Genomic DNA, 23528 nt, shown 5'->3' on the forward strand with positions numbered 1-23528 from the left:
GTCGATTACTACACCTTTAAACTTGTTAAGAATTAAGCACATTGCTTAATTCGTTTTGATAAGGTGAATATTAGACCGCCTAGAAAATAAAAAAAGAGGTCTAAAAAGTGTTCCCAAATGCTTCCTTCAAACCGTTAAATCAATCTTAATTTAGGATAAATGAATGGATTATGGAACTTTTGAGCATGACATCCGCTATTCATTAAACATCGCAAAAAATGTTTATGATCAACAAAATTTTCAGCATACCTTCGATCACTTAAACAGCAAGAGGTCAAAAAAACGTTAAGGATGAATGCAATATTCATCCTTAAAACTGTAACCAAGCTGAAATAGGTGTATTCCATTTACTCATTTGAAATCAATAAACTTGATCAGTAATGATCAAACTTATCGATAGTACTCACTTCGGCCAATGCCAAGCAGGTAGATCTAGAACATCAATATCAGGGATCATGGTTTCCCCAAAGCTTTTTTCTAAGCGTATCGAGTGACATTGCTCGTCTTGTTCTAAAGCTGCAATAAGGCGCGATGCATGCGAAACGACCCACATTTGTGAATGCTGAGCAGCGTAGCGGATTAAACGCGCAAGCGCAGGCAGCAGATCTGGATGTAGGCTTGTTTCTGGCTCGTTTAAAACCATTAGCTCCGGTGGTCGTGGCGTGAGCAAGGCCGCTACCCAAAGCACATAACGCAATGTTCCATCGGATAGTTCAGAGGCGGTTAGCGGTCTTAGTAAACCGTGCTGGTAAAAATAGAGAATAAAGCGACCTTCTTGGGTTCTCTCAATATCAATGCTGGAACCAGGGAAAGCAAAGTCAATTGCGCTGTGTAATGCTTCTGCATCCCCTATTTCTAAAATGGTTTGTAGAGCAGCGGCTAAATCCCTGCCATCATGATGCAGGACTGGCGTGAAGGTTCCCAAATGATGCTGACGTGCAGGCGCGGCTTGGTCAGTACGAAAGTGATCGTAGAAACGCCATTTCTTAATGCGATCTTTCATTAAGAATGCTTCTGGGGTTTGAACCGCGTTTGCCGCCACTTCAAATAATGAGTCAAAGCTTGAAGTATGGAAATTAATGACTTCCCAGCTTCGGCCATTACGACATTTGATGGCATTGTCTTGTCGATCGATCAAAGCACTAGCAGGTCGGTAATAATCACCATGCCAAATCGTTTCACGCATGATCCCAGGATCAAGTTTAAACAGCGTCTCAGATGTGGTCGGCATTGCCACTCCAAATTTTGGTAAACCAAGTGACACGGCATAGCCATAGTCTTCACCAGAAAACCCCAACCTCAGTTGGCGCTTGGTTTTTCTTGGGCCACCCTGTACAGGTACTTCGCCATTGCGCATTCGTTTTGAAATTTGTTCTGGGCCAGCCCAAAACACCGACTCCAAACCACCATCTTCTGCTAAGGAGCGCACCAAGCCACCCTCCCCCACTTTAGCCAGTAATCGCAGTGCTTTGTAGAGATTAGACTTACCGCTGCCATTTTCACCCGTGACCAAATTTAGCTGCCCCATAGGGATGGTTAAGTTAATAATGGATCGGTAATTTTGGATGGCTAAGGTTTTGATCATATGAAATGGCTTCCTTTGGATCAGTTTAACGCGTTCATACTTTGCTTTCTTTTAATAACTAGGTAACGTCTACCTGAATTAAGGAGTCATTTAATGCAAACCGTTGGAATTTTCGTGGACGTACAAAATGTGTACTACACCACAAGGCAAGCGTATCAAAAACGCTTCGATTATAACTACTTTTGGCAAACAGCTCTCTCAGATCGATCTCTTTACCAAGCTAACGCTTACGCCATTGACCGAGGTGATCCTCAGCAGCGCTCTTTTCAAAACATTCTACGCGCCATTGGTTTCAACGTAAAAACCAAACCCTACATCCAGCGAGCAGATGGCTCAGCTAAAGGGGATTGGGACGTTGGCATCACAATCGATGTTATGGAAAGTCTCCAACATATTGATGTTTTAGTCCTAGTGTCAGGGGATGGGGATTTCGAGTTACTAGTCGAAAAGGCAAAATCTTACGGGAAGAAGGTGGAAGTCTATGGCGTACCAAGTTTGACGGCGGACTCGTTAATACACGCTGCGACAACATTTATCCCTATTGAGCAGGACCTATTACTTAATAAATAACCTAACCATAACAATAGCTTAGTATCTTAATAGCTTGAAATAGTTTAGATTTAGGAAATATAACAATAAAACAGGATGTACCATGAAGATCGAGAATCTTTTTAACACAGACCATGTTCTCAGTCAGACAGAGCAATTTTCACCACTTGCCTCTACCACGAACGCCTCACTAAAACATATTGTCTCCCCAGCAGGCTGCTCCCTTGATACGAACTGGTACGATCAAGACCAAGAGGAGTGGGTTACGGTTATTCAGGGGTACGGTGTAATTGCTTTTGAGGACGCAACCATTGTTACATTAAAGCCTGGAGATCATATTACGATACCAGCACACACTAAGCATCGAGTCATTAAAACTTCCGCTGATGTAGCAACGATTTGGCTAGCTATGTATTTTGATAAGATGGAAGAGTAATGTATTACGCCACCTGTTGATTACGCTTTGATATCAATTAAGGTTCCGAGCATCTCATTGGAAGTATCAATGACTCGTGCGTTTGCCTTGGCGTTAATTTCACTTGTCTTAGCGTCAATCAAACCACTTTGAATACCCTCTCTGGCACCATCTGAAGTACGTTTTGTGCTCGCTTCTGCTACTTTTGCGCTGGCTTGGTCTAAACTTTGTTGGCTTCTTTGCAGACCTAATTGGCCATAATACAGACCGCCATTAGATGAAATTTGCATACAACACCTTTAGCTTTTATTCCGATCATTAGTTATAGCACAGTCTCAGTTGACTCGCCCCATGTCTCGCTCTTGCCAAATCTCGTGGGCAGCTTGATGCAACAGACTATGCCGCTGAGCTACTTTTTGATGATTATGATCATATCCCCCACCGATCACACATGCGATTGGCAAGCCTCGGTCTAATACTTGCTCTATCACGTATCTGTCACGCGCCAAAATCCCTTGATCCGATAAATTTACATAGCCTAATCGATCATCTTTGTGAACATCAGCACCTGCATCGTACAAAACAAAATCTGGTGAATGCTGGTCCAATAGTTTAGGGATATTCTCTTCTAGAATACGTAAATAGGCTTGGTCTTCCGTACCTTTTGGCACAGGAATATTAATGCCCTCTCTTTGCTTGTCAGCAGGGAAGTTTTCTTCACAATGGAATGACACAGGCAATACAGTTTCCATATCTTGAAAAAAGGCAATGGTGCCGTCCCCTTGATGAACATCACAGTCAATGATCATGACTTTAGTCGCCTTACCGGATTCGATCAGATGCGTCGCCGCGACGGCTAAGTCGTTAAAGATACAAAAACCAACACCTCTATCAGGAAATGCGTGATGTGTTCCCCCTGCCAGATGGCACGCTAGTCCATATTGCAAAGCAAGCTCTGTGGTGAGCAATGTTCCAGATACTGCTCTCAGTGTTCGCTCAACTAGCCAATCGCTCCAAGGCAAACCAATGGCTTTCACCTCTTCTGTCGATAACTGCCCACGAATAAATCGTTGCACATAATCAGGCTGATGAGCTTTCATTAACGTAGCTAATGACAAGGGGCTCGGTTCATGGCAGTTATCAGGCGTAAGGATTTCGAGTTGAATTAAGTGTTCGTACAGAAGCCGAAACTTGGCCATCGGGAATCGATGTCCATCTGGAAAAGGGATACTGTAATGAGGATGGTAAACGAGAGGTAACTTCAAAGCAGAACAACAAGTCGCATAAAAACTTAACCTTAACGCTATCGGTTCTTCGCCACCAGCAGTTTTCTCACCGCACGGTTAAAAGCATCAATTAAATGCGGCGGTACGCCTTTACCACTCTCTGAGTTTACTTTTTGAATGGCTCTCATGGCACTTTTTTTGTACTCACCGCCAGATTTCCCCCACACCACATCAATGAACTTTACCGCCATTGAAAGGACAAACGCACCTTGTGGGATCATGCCACCTACCAGCCCCTCTGGATAACCGGAACCATCAAAGCGCTCTTTGTAAGCCATGACCATTTCTGACGCCTGTTCCCAGCCCTCATGTTTGGACATGAGCTGTGCGCCAACCATTGGGTGGTTTTGCTCGGCATGTTGTTTAGCGTCCTCATCATCGCCACACTTAAGGATCATGGCTAATCCCATATTATGCATGTACGCCGCGGCGCAAAGCTGTGCTTTGTCGACAGGATCCGAGCATTCTTGATTAATCAGCAGACTCAATTTGAGGATACGCTCACCACGTTCAGGTGAATAGCCTAGCAACTTATTTAGTCGATAACTCAACTGTCGAAAGTGTTGGATATCTTCTAACTGCTCATCAGCGTAATCCACTTTTACGACGAGACTATCAGCTTCTTCGTTTTCCTCATCCTCAATATTGTTGTCGCTCATTTTTCGCAAGAAACTATCAGCTAAATCAATGCGCGTCTGCTGATCTTCTTCGGCATAAATTTTATCAAGGTAGGATTGTAGGAAGATCAGTGGCTCACGATCAGCACCGTGATGCTGATGCAACTGGCGAAGTAGATATAAGACTTGATCTAATACCAAGTTAATAAGTTCGCCTAGCAATGAGTCGTATGCAATGTATCCACCACGCATACCGTCTACGATTTCTTCTAAACGATGTAGAGCATCCACTAACGGATCAAGAAAACAAACAGAACAGTTGCCCTTCATACTGTGAAGAGAGCGAAACAAGGTGTCTAGCTTTTCATGAGAAAAGCCAGTTGATTCAATATCATTTACAATCGCTTCGATTTCTTGCTGAGCTTCCACGTAACACTCTAGCAAGTCATCTTTTAGCTCTGCGTCTAAAGCAGAGAACTCTTTGCAAGCAAATTGATTCATAGTTTATCCAATCAAACCCAAACATCCGGTTATTTCACTTAACCCATTTCATTGTAGTGACTATCTTTCGCTTAATGAACAAAATGAATGTATCTTTCTGCAAAGATCAACAATTTAAGAATAGGATAAGTATGGCAGTTTGGTTAATGAAGTCTGAGCCGGACGAGTTTTCGATCAATGATTTAAAGCATCGACAACGTGAGAATTGGGATGGTGTACGTAATTTCCAAGCACGCAACTTTATGAGAGACATGCGTATTGGAGATACGGTTTTGTTTTACCACTCAAGCTGTAAAGTACCAGCGATCGTGGGCTTAGCACAGGTTTCTAAAGAAGCTCACCCAGACCCCAGCTGTTGGAACCCTGAAAGCTCCTATTACGATCCCAAGTCTACTCCCGAAGCACCTAGGTGGGATCAGATTGAAGTGACCTTCGCTAGCATTTTGAAAAAACCACTGACTTTGACCCTATTAAAAAGCATACCTGAGCTAGCAGGCTTCCCATTAATCACGAAAGGCAGCCGACTCAGTGTCATGCCAGTAGAAGAAAACTACTGGCAAGTTATCAAAGACAAACTAGGCGACATCTGAGTTACATAAGTTGAACTAATGGAACGATCTGTCCCTTTGCTTGACGGTCATGGTGCGGTCAAAGAAGTAACGCACCTCTAGACCCACATAAGGAAATGAGTCCCCTTCCCCTGTTCGTAAGATAGCGCCGTACGCTAATTGGTTACGGCGCTTCTCAGGCTGAATAAACGATTCTAAGCGCCAACCTGTGCCTTTTACTTGGTCTTCGGCATACAAAGCAATGCGTCGAATCGCATCAGGATACCAAATAGCTCCCAATTCCATAGAAACCGCTCGATCAAACTCATCGTTATAATTGGCGTATTGCCAGTCCAATGTCACATCTTGCCAGTAGTAAGAAGCTAAAAATCGAGCAATGCCAACACGCTCTGTCGTAAACGAATCATCACGAGACTTTTTCTCCAATAACCCAAGACCCACACCTAAACGCCAGTCATCACGTCGGTAAAAGCCAATCGCATTAAACTCAGACATGGAATAATCTTCATAAACCGTGTCATTAAACACGTAGTCACTATCTAAGTTTATCTGTGACGAAAACCGCTCTGTAATCGGAATATTAATGGTCAAATCGATATTAAACGCAGGCTCTGTTTTCGCAATACCGCCACCTAACGCCAGCTCAAAGTTTGGTAACTCTCCATCAGCATGAGCGGTTGACACTAAAGCGCCCCCCAGCAAAGCTGCAAAATATAAGTGCTTCATCACGATTTTTAAGACCTTATAAAAATGACAAAATCGAAACAGTTTTCCATAGCCCGCTATCCTTGTAGACGAAGCAATCTTGAAAATCCTGTATAGCTTGGCTCCACCCTATGGGAATCGAACCAAAACCTCAATATAATGTGCGCCAAAGTCACATGACTCACATATTACTAGGTTTACTTTTTACATGGCGAAAAAACTCTTTATCCAAACGCACGGCTGTCAGATGAACGAATACGATTCATCTCGTATGGCTGACCTTCTTGGTGACTCTCACGAAATGGAATTAACGGACAACCCAGAAGAGGCAGATGTTCTTCTGTTAAATACTTGTTCAATCCGTGAAAAAGCACAAGATAAGGTATATCACCAACTTGGCCGCTGGAAAAAACTTAAAGAGAAAAATCCTGACCTGAAAATCGGTGTAGGTGGTTGTGTTGCCTCTCAAGAAGGCGACAACATCCGTAAACGTGCTAAACACGTCGATATGATTTTTGGCCCACAAACGCTGCATAAACTTCCAGAAATGGTCGATGCAGCAGCCAATGCTATCCCTATTACGGATGTTACCTTCCCTGAGATCGAGAAGTTCGACCACCTTCCCGCGCCAAAAGTGGATGGTGCTGAAGCGTTTGTATCGGTCATGGAAGGTTGCAGTAAATACTGTACTTTCTGTGTGGTACCTTACACTCGTGGTGAAGAAGTAAGCCGTCACTTTGAAGACATCATCAAAGAAGTGGTCCAACTGGCTGAGCAAGGTGTACGTGAAATTCATTTATTGGGTCAAAACGTTAACGCTTATCGTGGCGAAAACGAAGATGGCGACGAAATGGATCTAGCGGATGTAATTCATGCTGTGGCACTGATTCCTGGTGTTGAACGTATTCGCTTTACAACCTCGCACCCTGTTGAGTTCACTGACAGCTTAATTGAAGCTTTCCGTACCGAGCCAAAACTGGTTAGTCATCTTCACTTACCAGTACAAAGTGGCGCTGACTCGGTATTGGCCAACATGAAACGTGGCCACGACCGTCAGTTTTACATCGACAAGATCAATCGAATCAAAGAAGCACGTCCAGGCATTAGCTTGTCTTCTGATTTCATTATTGGTTTCCCTGGTGAAACTGAGCAGGACTTCATCGACACCATGAATCTGATTCAAGAGATCGGCTTTGATCATTCATTCAGCTTTGTTTACAGCCAGCGTCCTGGTACTCCCGCTGCGCAGCTTGATGACACGACGCCAGAAGAAGTGAAGAAAGAGCGCCTTGCGATACTTCAACGACGTATCATCCAACAGGCTTACGACATTAGTCTAGGAATGGTTGGCAACATTGAACGTATTCTAGTAAGCGGCTACTCTCCACGTGATCCAGGTAAGTTACAAGGTCGTACTGAAAATAACCGTATCGTGAACTTCCCTGCGGATAACCCTGCTCTGATCGGCAAATTTGCAGACGTCGTCATTTCTGATGCGTACCCTAATTCATTATTGGGCGAGCTGGTCAGTTCTGAGCTTGACGCCGACTTCGAACTAAACAAATAAGGTCTATTTTGGACACAACATCTGTTATAACCCAACAAATTCGTTTGGAGCCTGCTGAGGCTCCAGCACTGGCTGCATTATGCGGCCAGTTTGATGAGCACCTTAAACAAATCGAGCAACGTCTAAGCGTTTCTATTTCTCATCGTGGTGAATTATTCGAAATTTCTGGCGATGATAATGAGCGCGTTGCCGCGACAAAAGTGCTACTAGAAAGTGTTTACCGTGAAGCCCTTGCACAAAAGGAAATCACCAAAGAAGCCATCCATCTTTACCTACAAGAAAGTGCTATTGAATCGCTTTCGAAAGGCAAATCGGATAATGGCCAAGTAGTGATCAAAACCCGTAAGGCTTACATCAAACCTAAAGGTAAAAACCAGCAGAGCTACGTCCAGCAAATTCGTAAGCACGATATCAACTTTGGTATCGGTCCTGCAGGTACTGGTAAAACCTATCTGGCGGTTGCTTGTGCCGTAGAAGCCCTTGAGGCCGACCGTGTTGAACGCATCATGCTTGTTCGCCCTGCCGTCGAAGCAGGTGAAAAACTGGGATTCTTACCGGGTGACCTTTCGCAAAAAATCGACCCTTACCTGCGTCCTCTTTATGACGCATTGTATGAAATGCTTGGCTTTGAACTTGTCGATAAACTGATTGAGAAAAACGTGATTGAAATTGCGCCATTGGCTTTCATGCGTGGTCGTACTTTGAATAACTCCTTCATCATTCTAGACGAGAGTCAAAACACGACTCGAGAGCAGATGAAGATGTTCTTAACACGTATCGGCTTTGGTTCTACTGCAGTTATCACGGGTGACAAAACTCAGGTTGACTTACCTCGTGGCACAAACTCAGGCTTAGCGCACGCCATGCATGTACTCGACAATGTGAATGGCATTAGCATGACGCACTTTTCTTCTTCAGACGTGGTTCGACACCCATTGGTACAGCGCATCGTAGAAGCCTACGATAAGTTCGATGAAGAAGCCGAAGCTGAGCGCAAAGAGAAAGAGGCACTAAGACGTGCTGAGCGTGAAGCTGCGCAAAATACTGATCAAGGTCAATAAACGTGACAGAACTGTATTTAGACTTGCAGATCGCAACTGAAAGCGAAGATAACCTACCAAGCGAAGCTGATTTTCAAAAGTGGACATCAGCTGCACTGCCCAGTGATGGTGAGTTTGAAGTCACTATTCGCTTGGTAGACGAAGCTGAGAGCCATGAGCTAAACCTTGAATACCGCGGCAAAGACAAGCCAACGAACGTTTTATCGTTTCCTTTTGAAGTCCCTGAAGGGATTGAGCTGCCTTTGCTAGGTGATTTAGTGATTTGTCGTCAGGTCGTTGAACAAGAAGCCATCGAACAACAAAAACCTTTATCACATCATTGGGCACATATGGTTGTACACGGCATATTGCATTTACGTGGTTATGATCATATAAAGGACGATGAAGCAGAGGAAATGGAAGCGCTTGAAACTGAAATTCTAGCGACATTATCCATTCCTGACCCTTATTTAGTTAACGAGTGAGTTTCACCACCATGAGCGAAGACCGATCGGGAAGTTCTAACGATCAGCAGAAATCTTGGTTTGAGCGTCTTGCCCAAGCCTTCCATGACGAGCCTCGCAGCCGTCAGGACATTATTGAATTACTTCAAACCGCAGTTAAATCAGAAGTGATTGATCGTGATGCCTACACCATCGCAGAAGGTGCTTTGGATGTTTCTGAAGTGCAAGCGCGCGACATCATGATTCCACCATCACAAATGGTTGTTATCAAATCTGAAGACGACCCTAAAACCTCCATTAGAAAAGTGATTGATTCCTCTCACTCACGTTTCCCTGTGGTGGGTGAAGACTCTGATGAGATTCTCGGGGTGTTGTTAGCCAAAGATTTACTGCCTTTGCTCTTCAAAGAAGGTGAGGTTACGCTCGAAGACATTCTTGATAGACTGCGTCCAGCGAACTTTATCCCTGAAAGTAAACGCCTAAACGTACTACTCAATGAGTTCCGCACCAAGCGCTACCATATGGCCATTGTTTTGGACGAATACGGCAGTGTATCTGGTTTAGTAACGATTGAAGACGTGCTGGAACAAATCGTTGGTGAAATCGAAGATGAAACCGACCGCTTAGAAAACGAAGACATTCAAAGCACAGATGAGCCTGGAATTTACCTCGTACCCGCTCTGGTTTCTGTTGAAGACTTCAATGAACACTTCAATGCTAAACTAAGTGAAGAAGAATTCGACACTATTGGCGGCATCATTGTTCAGCAGTTTGGTCATGTGCCTTCTCGCGGTGAGGAAATTGCCTTTGAAAACTTCCATTTCAATGTTGTGAAGTCAGATGGCCGCCGTGTCAAAACTTTACAAGTCAGAAAGTTAAGCGAAGACGATACTGAATAATATGAACACCAACGCCACCTTAACAACGGATGTATTGGGGTGGCGTTTGCGCCTCCTTCATTCTTTTACCAACCACCCTTTCCTGCAATCTATTGCTTTGCTGCTACTCGGAGCAGTATCTACGTTAAGTTTTGCGCCTTTTTATATTTGGCCAATTTATATTCTGGCTGCCGCATATCTCATGCTTGCTTGGCAAGGCGCTCATTCCGCAAAACATGCTTCAGCCTTTGGCTTTAGCTTTGCTCTCGGGCTATTTGGCAGTGGAATTTCATGGGTATACGTGAGCATTGCCAACTTCGGCCAAGTAGGCTTTCCAATTGCCATTTTAATCACCTTTGGCTTGATTGCGGCGGCATCTATTTACTGGGCTTTCGCTGGGGCAGCGTATTTTAAACTGCGTACCCAATTAAATTTGGCCTTCAGAGTCCCTTTATTTGTAATGACCATACTGCTATTTGAATGGCTACGCAGCACACTTTTTACAGGCTTTCCGTGGCTGTTACCAGGCTACATTATCGAGAAAAACTGGCTATTTGAGTTCCTACCTATAGGTGGTATTTGGTTCGCCAGCGCATTAGTTGCACTAACTTCTGCGGCTATTGCGACCGCATTAATGTTTAAACAATGCCGTTATTTGGTCGTTACAGGACTGTTATGGAGTGCAGCAGGTCTGCTAACGTTTACGGCTCCAAGCTATGTCACTGAAACAGATACCAAGCAAGTCACCTTAGTGCAGGGCAATGTTTCTCAGGATCAAAAGTGGCTCCCTGAAAATGCCGCGCCAACGCTAACGTATTATCAGCAAGCAACGCTTGAGAACATTAGCAGTGATATCGTGATTTGGCCGGAAACAGCCATTACTTATGAACTGCACCAAGTTCAGCCATATCTTAAACCGTTCTCTGAAGATTTAGCACAACAGAACACAACCGTCATCACAGGTGTGCCAATTTGGGACGCAGAGCGTAAGAGTTATTTCAATGGGGTTTGGGCCACAGGAAATGGCTTTGGCATGTACGAAAAGCAGAAGCTTGTCCCTTTTGGCGAATACGTACCTTTAGCGGATTGGGTTGGGCCTATCTTTGATTTGTTTGGCATGCCCATGTCGCAATTCCGTAAGGGACCTAGCAACCAGCCCACTCTGCAAGCAGGCGAATTAAGCGTTGCCCCCTTTATCTGCTATGAAGTGGTGTACCCAGAACTCGTACGCTCGATGGTTCGCGACAGCGATGTATTACTGACTATCAGCAATGACGGCTGGTTTGGACACTCCATTGGCCCATTACAACATTTACAAATTGCACAGTTTCGCGCGAAAGAAGCGGGACGCTACATGATACGCGCGACTAATACTGGCGTCAGCGCAATTATCGACACCAATGGTCACATCAAGAGTGAGCTACCACAATTTGTCCGCGCCACACTGACCGGGGAGATCTCAACAGTGAGCGGAAACACACCGTATGTTATGCATGGCAACCTAGCCCTTTGGCTATTACTCGCCTTGCTGGCAGGTCTAGGCGCATTACCAAGTTTCAAATTATCCAGCCGACAATAACAACCTGCCGTACGAGCCAATTCCATTGGGATACGATGCTTTATCGCCATCAGGAGGTGGCTCGTACGACCTGATTTATTTTTTGGGGGCGGGAACAATTCCCTTACTCACCTTGGTAGTACATGACGCCGTAATGGCAGACCTCACAAGTCGCCAATGATCCACCCTCATGGCGATTTTCATGGCCGCAGTCCATACAAATATAGCGCCCAGCATCGGCCTCTTTGCCAGCGACGACACATTGCTCCAATGGTACTGGATTGCTGTTGGCATGGTTAATAAGCCAAAGCAACGCAGCATCCTCCCGCTTATCTAGGTCTTCTACGAGCTCTTCGCCTTGGTCTTGCACCAAATGCCAATTGGCATCGACCCAGGCTTCCATATACCCCATTTGATCATGCCAATAGGCTTTCATCAGTTCCACGTCTTCAAGAAACCAATTCTTCGCTCCTTCGAGTGTTTTTTTGGCTTCTTGCACCAAATCTAGGTCTTGATCAGTATCTTTTTTCATAGATTGTACAACTCCATCGTTATGCGCCTTCTAAAGTGCGCCCCATCTATATAAAATAGCGGATATTTCATTTTTCTGTTGGCGAAACTCGCATTCAAGCGATGTACAGTATTAAGTCGCCAAACAAACTTAACGCCTATTACGGGATGATCAAAGCACATGCAAGAACAATATAGTCCGCAGCAAATTGAAACCGCTGCACAAAGCTATTGGGATGAAAACAAAGTATTTAAAGCGGTAGCCGATTCAAGTAAAGAAAAATACTACTGCCTATCTATGTTCCCTTACCCAAGTGGTCGACTCCACATGGGCCATGTGCGTAACTACACCATTGGTGATGTGATCTCTCGCTACCAGCGTATGCTGGGCAAAAACGTAATGCAACCAATGGGTTGGGATGCATTTGGTATGCCTGCTGAAAACGCTGCAATCAAAAACAAAACAGCACCAGCAAAATGGACCGATGAAAACATCGCGTACATGAAAGGCCAGTTGAAGAAACTAGGTTTTGGTTACGATTGGGATCGTGAAATCGCGACTTGTAAACCTGAATACTACAAGTGGGAGCAATGGTTCTTCACTCAATTAGTAGAGAAAGGCCTAGCGTACAAAAAAACCTCTGCCGTGAACTGGTGCCCAGAAGACCAAACTGTTCTTGCGAACGAGCAAGTTGAAGATGGTGGCTGCTGGCGCTGTGGCACACAGGTTGTGCGCAAGCATATCCCACAATGGTTTATCAAAATCACTGACTACGCTGAAGAGCTGCTAAATGATCTAGACCAACTAGACGGCTGGCCAGAAAAAGTTAAAGCGATGCAGCGTAACTGGATCGGCCGCTCAGAAGGCCTTGAGTTCAGCTTTGCCGTTGAAGGCAGAGAAGAGCGTCTATCAGTTTACACAACTCGTCCAGACACTGTGATGGGTGTCACTTACGTTGCGGTTGCGGCAACGCATCCTCTTGCTCTAGAAGCAGCAGAAAACAATGCCGAGTTAGCGGCATTTGTTGAAGAAAGCAAACACACTTCTACAACGGAAGCAGACCTTGCAACGGTTGAGAAGAAAGGTATGGACACTGGCTTTAAAGCCGTTCACCCAGTCACTGGCGAATCTGTACCCGTTTACGCGGCAAACTTCGTATTGATGGACTACGGTTCAGGTGCCGTAATGTCTGTGCCTGCACACGACCAGCGTGATTACGAATTCGCAGAAAAATACGGTTTACCTGTTAAGCAAGTTATCCAGCCAGCTGGTGATGAAGCGATCGATCTAGCGAAAGAAGCTTTCACTGAGAAAGGCATTCTGTGCAACTCAGGTCAATTCGACGGCCTTGAATTCGCAGCAGCATTTGATGCGATTGCAGCTTTCATGACAGAAAAAGGCATTGGTGAGCGTAAAGTTAACTACCGCCTACGTGACTGGGGTGTAAGCCGTCAGCGTTACTGGGGCGCACCAATCCCTACGATTAACCTTGAAGACGGCACAGTAGTAACAACACCACACGACCAACTACCTGTGGAACTGCCAACTGATGTTGTGATGGACGGTGTTAACTCGCCAATTAAGAACAACCCTGAATTCTCTGCTACGACTTACAATGGTCAGCCTGCTGAGCGTGAGACAGATACCTTTGATACCTTCATGGAATCGTCTTGGTACTTCGCCCGTTACTGCTGCCCAGAGTCAGACGATGCTATGCTGACTGAAGAAGCAAACTACTGGCTTCCAGTTGACCAATACATCGGTGGTGTTGAGCACGCAATCCTGCACTTGTTGTACGCGCGCTTCTTCCACAAATTGCTACGTGATGCGGGTCTTGTAAAATCTGACGAGCCATTCAAGCGCCTACTAACGCAAGGTATGGTAAACAAAGACGGTACTAAGATGTCGAAATCTAAGGGCAACACCGTTGACCCTCAAGAGATGATCGAGAAATACGGTGCCGACACAGTTCGTCTATTCATCATGTTTACTGCGCCACCAGAGCAATCACTTGAGTGGAACGATGCAGGTGTAGACGGTGCGTCACGTTTCCTACGCCGCCTATGGTCATTGGCATACCGCCATAATAATGCAGGCACGCCGGGCAAACTGGATGCAGAAGCGCTAAATGGCGATCAAAAGGCACTTCGTCGTAAGACCCATGAAACCATCAGTAAAGTAAGTGATGATATTGAGCGTCGCCAGACATTCAATACAGCCATCGCTGCGGTCATGGAACTTTGCAACGAGATCAGTAAATTCGAAGACAAATCTGAGCTGGGCCTTGCTGTAGAGCGTGAAGCACTTGAAGCAGCGGTTCTTTTGCTTTCTCCAATCGTGCCACACATTTCGCACCAACTTTGGAGTGAACTAGGTCACGGTACCGATGTTGTTAATGCTCCATGGCCACAAGTGGATGAAGCCGCACTTGTTAAAGACGAACTAACCATCGTTGTTCAAGTACTTGGCAAAAAGCGTGCAGAAATCACAGTGTCTGCTAATGCAGACAACAAGGAAGTGGAAACTCAAGCACTTGCTAACCCTAACGTTCAGAAATTTATCGATGGCAAAACAGTTCGTAAAGTCATCGTTGTTCCAGGACGTTTGGTTAACATTGTTGCTAATTAAGTGACTTGGGGGTAGTGATCCTACCCCCTTTATATTAGGGATAAGATATGTCATTACATGTTCGTACTTTATGGCTTGCGCCATTACTTTGTTTGTCGTTGATTCTTACAGGTTGTGGTTTTCAGCTACGTGACCAAGCAAACTTGGCTCCGGAGTTGTCACAACTTACGTTGTCATTAGGCCCTGGTTCACAAGATTTTAACCGTGACCTTCGCATCGCATTAGCACAAGCAGGCATCAAGATTGTCGATGCCGAGCCATCCGAAACACTACGTGAGCTGAAGACTAACCCTTTGACAGCTGAAGATACCGTTTTAGCGCGGGCAAGTGATAACGATGTGACTCAAGTCGAACGTCGCCTTTCGTTGACATATTTCATCCGTGATGAAGAAGGTAAGGCCCTGTGGGGACCACGCACTATCAGTACGTCATTGATGCTAAATAACCAAGACGCAGAGCAAAGCTTAAAAGCGGCCTATAATGCGGAGCAAATGAGCCGAGCAGGTCAGCAACTTGCAGATGAGCTGGTGTACGACCTTAGGTTTGCCTCGTTCTAAGCATGAAAATTCGCCCTGATCAACTTAATGCCTCATTAGAAAAAGGCTTACAGCCTATCTATATCGTTTCTGGAGATGAGGTATTACTGTGCCAAGAAGCTTGTGACAGCATTCGCAAAGCTTCTTATCACCACGGAATTGAAGAACGTTTGAGATTTGTCGCTGATGCTCAATTCGATTGGCAAGATGTCACAAATGAGCTACAAGCCCTATCTCTGTTTTCCAGCCGCCGCTTGTTTGATATTCAGATTGACAAGCTCGCAGAAAAGCATAGCAAAGCTCTAGCGCAGATCGTGCAGCACTTGAGTCTCGACAATGTGGTGTTGCTGTCGCTTCCAAAAGTGGATGCGAGAACCCAAAAGAGCAAATGGTTCACGGCCCTAGAGCAAGCTGGAGCATTTATTCAAGTCTGGCCTATTGACGCCAATCGCCTACCAGCTTGGGCACAACAACGTGCCAAGTCGTTAAACCTAAACCTGTCACGGGATGCAGCAAGTGTGCTGTGTGAACGGGGTGAAGGCAACTTACTTGCGCTCTCTCAAGAGCTAGAAAAACTTCTTCTAAGTCACGGCCCAGGAGCTCAGTTAGACGTCCAAACGATTGATGAAACTGTTGCCGATTCAAGCCGTTATTCGATTTATGATTTAAGTGATCGCCTGTTAAGTGGCAAGCTTAAAGAAGCACTACACTGCCTGCAACAACTGCGCGCCGAAGGCACAGAGGACAGTATTATGCTTTGGCTATTTAACCGAGAACTGAGCACACTAGTCGAACTCAGCCACCTAGCAAAGCAACAAAACTTTCGTGCGGCCTGTCAAAAATTGAGAATTTGGGACAAGCGAGTACCACTCTACGAAAGCGCTTTCCAGCGCCTTCCTATCAACAGTCTGGCTTACATGCAGCGTTATATTGCGTTATTAGACCAAAGTATAAAGGGGCTTGAAGGTCCAGATATTGAGTTAGGATTTCGTAACATAACCCTTATGTTTTGTGGCATTAAACCCGTCATGACTGAACTAGACTGCTAAAAGTAGTGCCCTCTCTATTCTTAATGTCCATTGACTCAGATCAATTACCCTCCTAAGTTTACATAAACACTATAGGTTTACATTTCAGCGAACCTTACACTGAAAACAAAAAGTAATACTTATATTAGGACTGCAAAATATGGCTTGGTTTAAGCGTACACCTTTTGTCGATAGCACTACCTCACCTCAAGAATTTTCTAATCTCGTTCAAGTCAGTTCTAACCAAATTTCATCTGATTCCTTACAGAAGTTAGCCTTCAAAAAAGCCAAAACCCAACTGGTCCTTGCTTTTATATCTCCACACGTAGATTTTGAGTCGACGGTCAACAAAATCAAATCAGCGATACCATTTTGTTCAAATATCATTGGTATCATGACCGCAGGGGAATTAAACAGCTGTCAAAGTAATCTATATCAATCAGCTGATAATGCTTGGGATAACATTGTGCTACAAAGCTTCAGCAGTGATTTGTTTGAGCAAGTTAGTATCCAAAGTATTCCATTGCATTGTGAAGATCTTCGTTCAGGAAATGCTAAGTTCTCGAAAGAGCAACGAATCAAATCCATTCAAAATGAATTCGAGCGAATTAAACTGCCCTTTCCTGTTCATTTTAATGACACCATTGCACTGACATTTATCGATGGTCTCTCATCGTCTGAAAACTTCTTCATGCAAGCTATGTACGCTACCGGAGAATTCCCATGTCACTTTTTAGGTGGCTCCGCTGGTGGCAAACTGGATTTCAAGCAAGCTTTGGTTCATAACGGCAGTCAAGTTGCTCATAACTGTGCCGTGGTTGCATTTGTTAAGATGAAACCAGATACCCGATTCGGTATTTTAAAAACTCACAATTTCGAAGCCACTAACGAGTCCTTTATCATTGCTGAAGCTGATGCCCTGCGGCGAAATGTTCGAACTGTTATTTCTAAGAAAACAGGACAGCTGGTTAATATCATTGACCATCTTTGCCAACACTTTCACTGCCATCCTAATGAATTAGAAGATAAGCTTACTGGCCACACCTTTGCTGTAAATATTCGCGACGAGCTTTTCATTCGCTCCGTTGCTGCCGTCGACACCAATGAAGGCCTCATTCACTTTTTCTGTGACTTAGATTTCGGGGACGAGCTGCTACTCGTCAAAGCAAAAGATTTCGCCGGCTCTACTGAAAAAGCTTTCCAGGAGTTCATGCGCGAAAAGCCATCTAAACCAGTCGCTATGATCGCAAACGATTGTATTTTACGACGCTTAAACAATCCCAATGAGCTAAATAAAGTCACTAGTTTCAAAGACATCAAAGCAGCTGGCTTTTCTACGTTCGGAGAGATACTTGGCATCCATATGAACCAAACTCTCACAGGGATCTTTTTCTTTCAAACTAAACAGGGCGAAATCTTCAAAGACTACTTTGTTGATAAATTCCCTGTGCATTACGCAAACTTCCGAGAGTACTTCTTGCTCACGCAGCTCAACAGCAGCCAGCAGCTCAACAAGCTTCAGGATCACTTGATCCATCACCTGTCCGGGTATCGCCCATTATTAGAAGAGATAACCAGCAGCTTTGAGCGCGTTACGAATTACTCAAGCTCAACCCAAACGGTTGTTTCAGGTGTCACCTCAGAGTTTTCAGACTTTAGCCAAGCTATTCAAAGCCAAGAGAAAGACCGTGCTGAAATGGTATCGAATGTCAAAGAGCTGAAAGAGAATGCTGAACGAGTACTTAGTATTTTAAAGGTTATTTCAGGCATCGCAGACCAGACTAATTTGCTAGCATTAAACGCAGCAATCGAAGCAGCTCGTGCTGGTGAGGCAGGACGTGGCTTTGCGGTGGTTGCCGACGAAGTACGTCAGCTATCTCAGAATACTCAACAAAGCTTAGATCAGACAGGTGAGACCATCCACGCTGTGGATGCCTCCGTTGGTTCCATTGAAGACAGCATACAAAAAATCGACGCATTTATGAGTCGATTACTTGAAAGTACATCCACACTGTCTTCTCAAATAAGTAGTTTAAGTGAAACCTCTGAGTTGGCCAGTCAAGATGTTCAAAACAGTATTGCCTCCATCGAAAGAATGAGCCATCGAGTTGAAGAAATAAACAACGAAGTAGATATGATTGAACGGTTAAAAACCAATAACAAATTATCTATTTAGATAACCTGGTAGAGACCTAAAGGGATGTCCCTTTAGGTCTCTAAGTTATTAACCCTCTGAACTGACCTCACTGCTGTACACTTGCGCTAATCGATCTCCATCCCAAGATTCCAATCGAACATCAAAGCCCCATAAACGCTTGAAGTGTTTTACGACTTCTACAGTATCGTCATTTAATGGGCGAGAGCTGTCCATGGTGTGCCTCAACACTAGGCTGCGATCACCATATAAATTAACCTTTTGAACCTGAATGTTAGGCTCTCTATGGCTTAAGTTATATTGCTGAGCCAGTCTTTGACGAAGTCCTTTAAAACCGCTGTCATCATGGATTTCTTTCACTTCTACGTAAGGGTCCAGTACATCGTTTTCGATACCAAAGAAGCGGAAGTCACGCATTACTTTGGGCGATAAGAACTGCAGGATAAAACTTTCATCTTTGAAGTTTCGCATGGCAAAATCCAATACCTCTATCCAAGGCTTACCCACGATATCTGGAAACCACTCACGATCCTCTGGCGTTGGGTTCTCACACATGCGCTTAATGTCTGAATAAATCGCAAACCCCAAGGCGTACGGGTTGATCCCTGAGTAGTAAGGCGAATCAAAACTTGGCTGTGAAACAACGTTAGTATGCGACTGAAGGAACTCGAGTATAAACCCCTCTTCAACCTTGCCTCGGTTGTACAGCTCATTCATCAAGGTATAGTGCCAGAATGAGGCCCAGCCTTCATTCATTACCTGAGTTTGACGCTGAGGGTAAAAGTACTGAGCCATTTTTCTAACAATACGAATGATTTCACGCTGCCACGGCTTCAAGAGAGGTGCATTCTTCTCCAAGAAATACAGTAGGTTTTCCTGTGGTTCGCTAGGAAAAACTCGCTCTTTTTGCTGCTCCTCTTCTGCTCGATCAAATACTGGAATCGTGCGCCATAGGTCATTCACTTGCTGTTGCAAAATTTGCTCACGCTCATCCTGCCTAGCTTTCTCTTCAGTCATCGATAATGGAACGGGGCGCTTATAGCGATCCACCCCAAAATTCATTAAGGCATGACAAGAATCTAGCGTCAGTTCAACTTCTTCAATGCCATACTTCTCTTCACATTCAAGGATGTACTTCTTGGCAAACACTAAGTAATCAATAATGGCTGTGGCATCGGTCCAAGTACGGAATAAATAATTACCTTTAAAAAAGGAGTTATGACCATAACAAGCGTGAGCAATGACTAACGCCTGCATCATCATATTGTTTTCTTCCATTAAATAAGCAATACATGGAGACGAGTTGATGACTATCTCATAAGCCAGCCCCATCCGGCCGCGCTTGTAGTTTTGCTCCACTTCGAGAAATTGCTTGCCATATGACCAATGGTGATAACCAAGTGGCATCCCCACGGACGCGTAAGCATCCATCATCTGCTCTGAGCTGATGATCTCAATTTGATTCGGATAGGTATCCAACCCGAACTCTTTGGCAATTTTGCCAATTTCCTCATCATACTGCTGAATCAACTCAAACGACCAATCCGGTCCTTGAGACAAACGGTCTGACTTTTTAGCGGTTCGACTCATGCTGCCTCCTTTGGAACAAATCTCTAAACACAGGATAAATATCGCCTACTTCAACAATGTGACGCATTGCAAAGTTTTTAGGGTGATTGGTCTGTACTTGTTCATAAGCATGCCAGAGGCTCTGATGTTCACGAGGGGTGATCTCGATGTAAGTGAAGTATTGCACCAAATCGACAATTTCCTCTTCCATCAGTTGTCGACAAATTCGAGAGTCATCATCCCAGTTATCACCATCAGAAGCTTGCGCTGCGTAGATGTTCCACTGCTCCGGTGAATAACGATCTTTAACGATTTTTTCCATGAGCTTGAGAGCACTTGAAACAATGGTTCCGCCAGTTTCTCGGGAATAGAAAAACTCTTCTTCTGTTACCTCTTTAGCGCTGGTATGGTGGCGAATAAACACCACATCAATTTTCTCGTAGTTCCGGTTTAAGAACAGGTACAACAAAATAAAGAAGCGTTTCGCTACATTCTTTGTTTCCTGTGTCATAGAACCAGAGACGTCCATGATGCAAAACATTACTGCCTTGCTGCTTGGGCGCGGTTCTTTTACATGATGGTTATAACGAAGGTCATAAGTGTCTAAGAACGGCGTGCGCTCTATTTTTTGCCTAAAGAGCTCTATTTGTTCGTCGAGCCAGGCTATTTTGGCTTTTTCCTCAGGGGTTTCTGCAAGTTTTAGTAAGGCCTCACGTTCCGCTTCAGCTTCGGCAAGCTTCTTTCGGGAACCGCTACTCATAACCATACGGCGAGCGTAGGCATTACGCATCGAACGCACGATATTTAACTTTGAAGGGGTTCCTTCAGATACAATCCCTGCATGTTTGATACTAAACTCTTTAATTTCTTTTAGATCTTTCCTAACCAGATTAGGTAAGGCTAAATCTTCGAAAACAAAGTCCAGAAACTCTTCCTGAGAGATCTGAAAAACAAAGTCATCCTCGCCTTCGCCTTGGTTGGATGCATTACCTTGACCAGCTCCTTGACCACCGCCTCCCTCTGGTTTAGGGATACGGTCGCCCGTGGCAAACTCTTTGTTGCCAGGATGCACGATCGAACCTTTGCCCCCTGAGCCATGGCCAAAATTTGGCTCATGGATGTCACGCTTAGGGATCGTGATTTGCTCTCCACGATCCAAATCTTGAATGCTACGTTGATTAACCGCTTCCTCCACCGCTTTACGAATATGCTCGCGATAACGGCGCAGGAAACGCTGACGGTTGACGCTACTCTTGTGCTTTCCATTTAGGCGGCGGTCAATTATGTAAGACATGCTCGCACCTCCTCTTTCAACCTATTTAGGCAACTGCTTAACCACTACCTACTGGGATTTACGCACACGTAGATACCACTCAGACAATAAGCGCACTTGTTTCTCGGTGTAGCCGCGCTCAACCATTCGTTTCACAAACTCATTGTGTTTGCGTTGATCTTCTTTCGAAGATTTGGCACTGAACGAAATGACTGGCAACAGATCTTCTGTGTTAGAGAACATTTTACGCTCAATCACTACACGCAATTTTTCATAACTTAACCAGCTAGGGTTCGAGCCGTTGTTATTAGCGCGCGCACGCAGAACAAAGTTCACCACTTCGTTTCGGAAGTCTTTTGGATTGCTGATGCCTGCAGGCTTCTCGATTTTCTCCAGCTCGTCGTTGATGGCTGAGCGATCTAGAATGTCCCCTGTTTCTGGGTCGCGATATTCTTGGTCCTGAATCCAGAAGTCAGCATAAGTCACATAACGATCAAAGATGTTCTGACCGTACTCAGAGTATGACTCTAAGTAAGCAGTTTGGATTTCTTTACCAATAAATTCGACATAACGTGGCGCAAGAAACTCTTTCAATGCCCGCAAGTAGCGATCATGACGATCTTGGTCAAATTGTTCTTGCTCTATTTGCTGCTCAAGTACGTACATCAAATGCACAGGGTTTGCTGCCACTTCGGTTGGGTCGAAGTTAAACACTCGAGATAGAATTTTGAAGGCAAATCGAGTTGATAAACCATCCATGCCTTCGTTCACACCTGCGGCATCTTTATACTCTTGCAGTGACTTCGCTTTTGGATCAATGTCTTTTAAGGATTCGCCATCGTAAATCCGCATCTTAGAAAAGATACTAGAGTTCTCAGGCTCTTTGACACGAGACAGAACAGAGAATTGAGCCAACATTTTTAATGTATCAGGTGCACACGGCGCGTGATTCAAAGAGGAATGCTCAAGCAGCTTTTTATAGATGCTCATCTCCTCTGTCACACGCAAACAGTAAGGCACTTTTACCGTGTAAACACGGTCAATAAACGCTTCATTAGTTTTGTTGTTTTTGAACGATTGCCACTCAGATTCGTTTGAGTGGGCAAGGATGATTCCATCAAATGGAATACCACCGAGGCCTTCTGTACCGTTGTAATTACCTTCTTGAGTGGCAGTTAAAAGTGGGTGCAAGACTTTAATCGGCGCCTTAAACATTTCCACGAATTCCATAATGCCACGATTACCTCGACACAAACCGCCCGAATAGCTGTAGGCATCCGCATCGTTCTGCTCAAAGAATTCCAGCTTACGAATATCCACTTTACCAACCAAAGCGGAGATATCTTGGTTGTTCTCATCGCCTGGCTCAGTTTTAGATATACCAATTTGCTTAATGGCAGATGGATACACTTTCACCACTCGAAATTGTTGTATGTCACCATTGTATTCTTTTAATCGTTTAGCCGCCCAAGGCGACATCACCCCCTTCAAGTAACGTTTGGGGATGCCATATTCCTCAGCAAGGATGTCGCCATCTTCATTAACGTCAAATAAAGACAAAGGTGACTCAAAGACTGGTGAGCCTTTGATTGCATAAAATGGTACCGACTGCATTAGCTCTTTAAGCTTCTCTGCTAATGAGGATTTACCGCCACCGACAGGCCCGAGTAAATAGAGCACTTGTTTCGACTCTTCAAGCCCTTGAGCGGCATGAGTTAGGAAGGCGACGATCTTTTCAATCGAATCTTCCATACCATAGAAATGCTCAAAGGTTGGATAACGCTTGATTAGTTTGTTCGAAAAAATCCGGCTGCTACGGGAATCTTTCGACGTATCAATAATTTCTGGCTCACCAATTGCCATCAGTAAGCGTTCAGGTGCAGAAGCATAGGCAGCAGGGCTGTCTTTACACAAAGTTAGGTACTCGTCGAGTGACATTTCTTCTTCTTTTTGAGCATCAAAACGAGATTGAACATGATCAAAAATACTCATCGCGGTGTCCCCTTCTATACAGTCTATGGGTACGCACAGGTCGCAACGGCTACCCAGGATGTCAACCAGACGAACTGGTTTCAAATGCAGTAATAAATTTGA

Annotated in this window: 21 protein-coding genes; 12 read left to right on the plus strand and 9 right to left on the minus strand. The window is 44.6% G+C overall.

Annotated elements, in window-relative coordinates:
* Positions 1–403: 403 nt before the first annotated feature.
* Positions 404–1585: an AAA family ATPase gene (locus tag C8D85_RS05215; protein WP_133560275.1), complete on the minus strand. Its 1182-nt coding sequence runs from the start codon at positions 1583–1585 to the stop codon at positions 404–406.
* A gap of 93 nt (positions 1586–1678) precedes the next feature.
* Here C8D85_RS05215 and C8D85_RS05220 point away from each other — a divergent pair, with 93 nt between their 5' ends.
* Together C8D85_RS05220 and C8D85_RS05225 are read left to right on the plus strand one after the other, a co-directional pair.
* Positions 1679–2155: a LabA-like NYN domain-containing protein gene (locus tag C8D85_RS05220; RefSeq protein WP_133560277.1), complete on the plus strand. Its 477-nt coding sequence runs from the start codon at positions 1679–1681 to the stop codon at positions 2153–2155.
* Positions 2156–2237: 82 nt separating this feature from the next.
* Positions 2238–2570, plus strand: coding sequence for a cupin domain-containing protein (locus C8D85_RS05225; protein WP_133560279.1), 333 nt, complete (start codon positions 2238–2240; stop codon positions 2568–2570).
* Between the two features lie 20 nt (positions 2571–2590).
* On the opposite strand, the gene C8D85_RS05230 is transcribed toward C8D85_RS05225, so the two are convergent.
* The 3 genes from C8D85_RS05230 to C8D85_RS05240 all read right to left on the minus strand — a co-directional run bounded on the left by C8D85_RS05230 (position 2591) and on the right by C8D85_RS05240 (position 4953).
* Entirely contained in the window at positions 2591–2839 is a 249-nt protein-coding gene (locus tag C8D85_RS05230) for a hypothetical protein (RefSeq protein WP_133560281.1), read from the minus strand.
* Between the two features lie 45 nt (positions 2840–2884).
* Positions 2885–3748, minus strand: coding sequence for a histone deacetylase family protein (locus tag C8D85_RS05235; protein ID WP_211342124.1), 864 nt, complete (start codon positions 3746–3748; stop codon positions 2885–2887).
* Positions 3749–3852: 104 nt separating this feature from the next.
* Complete coding sequence (locus tag C8D85_RS05240) at positions 3853–4953, minus strand: HD domain-containing phosphohydrolase (RefSeq protein WP_133560285.1); 1101 nt, start codon at positions 4951–4953, stop codon at positions 3853–3855.
* A gap of 131 nt (positions 4954–5084) precedes the next feature.
* Here C8D85_RS05240 and C8D85_RS05245 point away from each other — a divergent pair, with 131 nt between their 5' ends.
* The gene (locus C8D85_RS05245; RefSeq protein WP_133560287.1) at positions 5085–5543 is read left to right on the plus strand and encodes an EVE domain-containing protein; all 459 of its coding nucleotides are present in this window, start codon (positions 5085–5087) and stop codon (positions 5541–5543) included.
* A gap of 15 nt (positions 5544–5558) precedes the next feature.
* On the opposite strand, the gene C8D85_RS05250 is transcribed toward C8D85_RS05245, so the two are convergent.
* Entirely contained in the window at positions 5559–6251 is a 693-nt protein-coding gene (locus tag C8D85_RS05250; protein ID WP_133560289.1) for a hypothetical protein, read from the minus strand.
* Between the two features lie 184 nt (positions 6252–6435).
* On the opposite strand from C8D85_RS05250, the gene miaB reads away from it, so the two are divergent.
* Genes miaB through lnt form a run of 5 tightly spaced genes read left to right on the plus strand, consistent with a single transcriptional unit; the run spans position 6436 to position 11755 of the window.
* Positions 6436–7794: a tRNA (N6-isopentenyl adenosine(37)-C2)-methylthiotransferase MiaB gene (miaB, locus tag C8D85_RS05255; RefSeq protein ID WP_133560291.1), complete on the plus strand. Its 1359-nt coding sequence runs from the start codon at positions 6436–6438 to the stop codon at positions 7792–7794.
* An 8-nt stretch (positions 7795–7802) separates the two neighbouring features.
* Positions 7803–8855, plus strand: a complete 1053-nt coding sequence (locus C8D85_RS05260; protein ID WP_133560292.1) for a PhoH family protein — start codon at positions 7803–7805, stop codon at positions 8853–8855.
* Positions 8856–8857: 2 nt separating this feature from the next.
* Positions 8858–9319 (plus strand): rRNA maturation RNase YbeY, encoded by a 462-nt coding sequence (ybeY, locus tag C8D85_RS05265; protein ID WP_133560294.1) that lies wholly within the window; start codon positions 8858–8860, stop codon positions 9317–9319.
* Positions 9320–9330: 11 nt separating this feature from the next.
* The gene (locus C8D85_RS05270; RefSeq protein ID WP_133560296.1) at positions 9331–10197 is read left to right on the plus strand and encodes a CorC family transporter; all 867 of its coding nucleotides are present in this window, start codon (positions 9331–9333) and stop codon (positions 10195–10197) included.
* Position 10198: 1 nt separating this feature from the next.
* Positions 10199–11755, plus strand: a complete 1557-nt coding sequence (gene lnt / locus C8D85_RS05275; protein WP_133560298.1) for an apolipoprotein N-acyltransferase — start codon at positions 10199–10201, stop codon at positions 11753–11755.
* A gap of 103 nt (positions 11756–11858) precedes the next feature.
* Here lnt and C8D85_RS05280 read toward each other — a convergent pair whose 3' ends face one another.
* Positions 11859–12266, minus strand: a complete 408-nt coding sequence (locus tag C8D85_RS05280) for a hypothetical protein (protein WP_133560300.1) — start codon at positions 12264–12266, stop codon at positions 11859–11861.
* A 159-nt stretch (positions 12267–12425) separates the two neighbouring features.
* On the opposite strand from C8D85_RS05280, the gene leuS reads away from it, so the two are divergent.
* From leuS to C8D85_RS05300, 4 genes are all read left to right on the plus strand, one after another.
* A complete protein-coding gene (gene leuS / locus C8D85_RS05285) occupies positions 12426–14873 on the plus strand; it encodes a leucine--tRNA ligase (RefSeq protein ID WP_133560302.1) in 2448 nt (815 codons plus the stop codon).
* 47 nt (positions 14874–14920) lie between these two features.
* Positions 14921–15430 carry an LPS-assembly lipoprotein LptE gene (locus tag C8D85_RS05290; RefSeq protein WP_133560304.1) on the plus strand — a complete coding sequence of 170 codons (510 nt, stop codon included), beginning with the start codon at positions 14921–14923 and terminating at the stop codon, positions 15428–15430.
* A 2-nt stretch (positions 15431–15432) separates the two neighbouring features.
* Positions 15433–16458, plus strand: coding sequence for a DNA polymerase III subunit delta (holA, locus tag C8D85_RS05295; RefSeq protein WP_133560306.1), 1026 nt, complete (start codon positions 15433–15435; stop codon positions 16456–16458).
* Between the two features lie 139 nt (positions 16459–16597).
* Positions 16598–18613 carry a methyl-accepting chemotaxis protein gene (locus C8D85_RS05300; protein ID WP_133560308.1) on the plus strand — a complete coding sequence of 672 codons (2016 nt, stop codon included), beginning with the start codon at positions 16598–16600 and terminating at the stop codon, positions 18611–18613.
* A gap of 48 nt (positions 18614–18661) precedes the next feature.
* Here the strand turns inward: C8D85_RS05300 and C8D85_RS05305 are convergent, their stop codons facing one another.
* The 3 genes from C8D85_RS05305 to C8D85_RS05315 are packed head-to-tail and all read right to left on the minus strand — an operon-like array spanning position 18662 to position 23426.
* A complete protein-coding gene (locus tag C8D85_RS05305; RefSeq protein WP_133560310.1) occupies positions 18662–20182 on the minus strand; it encodes a SpoVR family protein in 1521 nt (506 codons plus the stop codon).
* On the minus strand, positions 20166–21455 hold the full coding sequence (locus C8D85_RS05310) for a YeaH/YhbH family protein (protein ID WP_133560312.1): 1290 nt from the start codon (positions 21453–21455) through the stop codon (positions 20166–20168). Before C8D85_RS05310 ends, C8D85_RS05305 begins: the two co-directional genes overlap by 17 nt.
* A gap of 48 nt (positions 21456–21503) precedes the next feature.
* Entirely contained in the window at positions 21504–23426 is a 1923-nt protein-coding gene (locus C8D85_RS05315) for a PrkA family serine protein kinase (protein WP_133560314.1), read from the minus strand.
* Positions 23427–23528 lie beyond the last annotated feature (102 nt).

The organism is Marinomonas communis, from assembly GCF_004363305.1.
Classification (GTDB): domain Bacteria; phylum Pseudomonadota; class Gammaproteobacteria; order Pseudomonadales; family Marinomonadaceae; genus Marinomonas; species Marinomonas communis.

Excerpts from the sequence above, each read along its gene's own strand:
- C8D85_RS05215 (WP_133560275.1), bottom strand. The coding sequence starts at position 1,585 with ATGATCAAAACCTTAGCCATCCAAAATTACCGATCCATTATTAACTTA.
- C8D85_RS05220 (WP_133560277.1), top strand. The coding sequence starts at position 1,679 with ATGCAAACCGTTGGAATTTTCGTGGACGTACAAAATGTGTACTACACC.
- C8D85_RS05225 (WP_133560279.1), top strand. The coding sequence starts at position 2,238 with ATGAAGATCGAGAATCTTTTTAACACAGACCATGTTCTCAGTCAGACA.
- C8D85_RS05230 (WP_133560281.1), bottom strand. The coding sequence starts at position 2,839 with ATGCAAATTTCATCTAATGGCGGTCTGTATTATGGCCAATTAGGTCTG.
- C8D85_RS05235 (WP_211342124.1), bottom strand. The coding sequence starts at position 3,748 with ATGGCCAAGTTTCGGCTTCTGTACGAACACTTAATTCAACTCGAAATC.
- C8D85_RS05240 (WP_133560285.1), bottom strand. The coding sequence starts at position 4,953 with ATGAATCAATTTGCTTGCAAAGAGTTCTCTGCTTTAGACGCAGAGCTA.
- C8D85_RS05245 (WP_133560287.1), top strand. The coding sequence starts at position 5,085 with ATGGCAGTTTGGTTAATGAAGTCTGAGCCGGACGAGTTTTCGATCAAT.
- miaB (WP_133560291.1), top strand. The coding sequence starts at position 6,436 with ATGGCGAAAAAACTCTTTATCCAAACGCACGGCTGTCAGATGAACGAA.
- C8D85_RS05270 (WP_133560296.1), top strand. The coding sequence starts at position 9,331 with ATGAGCGAAGACCGATCGGGAAGTTCTAACGATCAGCAGAAATCTTGG.
- lnt (WP_133560298.1), top strand. The coding sequence starts at position 10,199 with ATGAACACCAACGCCACCTTAACAACGGATGTATTGGGGTGGCGTTTG.
- C8D85_RS05280 (WP_133560300.1), bottom strand. The coding sequence starts at position 12,266 with ATGAAAAAAGATACTGATCAAGACCTAGATTTGGTGCAAGAAGCCAAA.
- leuS (WP_133560302.1), top strand. The coding sequence starts at position 12,426 with ATGCAAGAACAATATAGTCCGCAGCAAATTGAAACCGCTGCACAAAGC.
- C8D85_RS05290 (WP_133560304.1), top strand. The coding sequence starts at position 14,921 with ATGTCATTACATGTTCGTACTTTATGGCTTGCGCCATTACTTTGTTTG.
- holA (WP_133560306.1), top strand. The coding sequence starts at position 15,433 with ATGAAAATTCGCCCTGATCAACTTAATGCCTCATTAGAAAAAGGCTTA.
- C8D85_RS05300 (WP_133560308.1), top strand. The coding sequence starts at position 16,598 with ATGGCTTGGTTTAAGCGTACACCTTTTGTCGATAGCACTACCTCACCT.
- C8D85_RS05305 (WP_133560310.1), bottom strand. The coding sequence starts at position 20,182 with ATGAGTCGAACCGCTAAAAAGTCAGACCGTTTGTCTCAAGGACCGGAT.
- C8D85_RS05310 (WP_133560312.1), bottom strand. The coding sequence starts at position 21,455 with ATGTCTTACATAATTGACCGCCGCCTAAATGGAAAGCACAAGAGTAGC.
- C8D85_RS05315 (WP_133560314.1), bottom strand. The coding sequence starts at position 23,426 with ATGAGTATTTTTGATCATGTTCAATCTCGTTTTGATGCTCAAAAAGAA.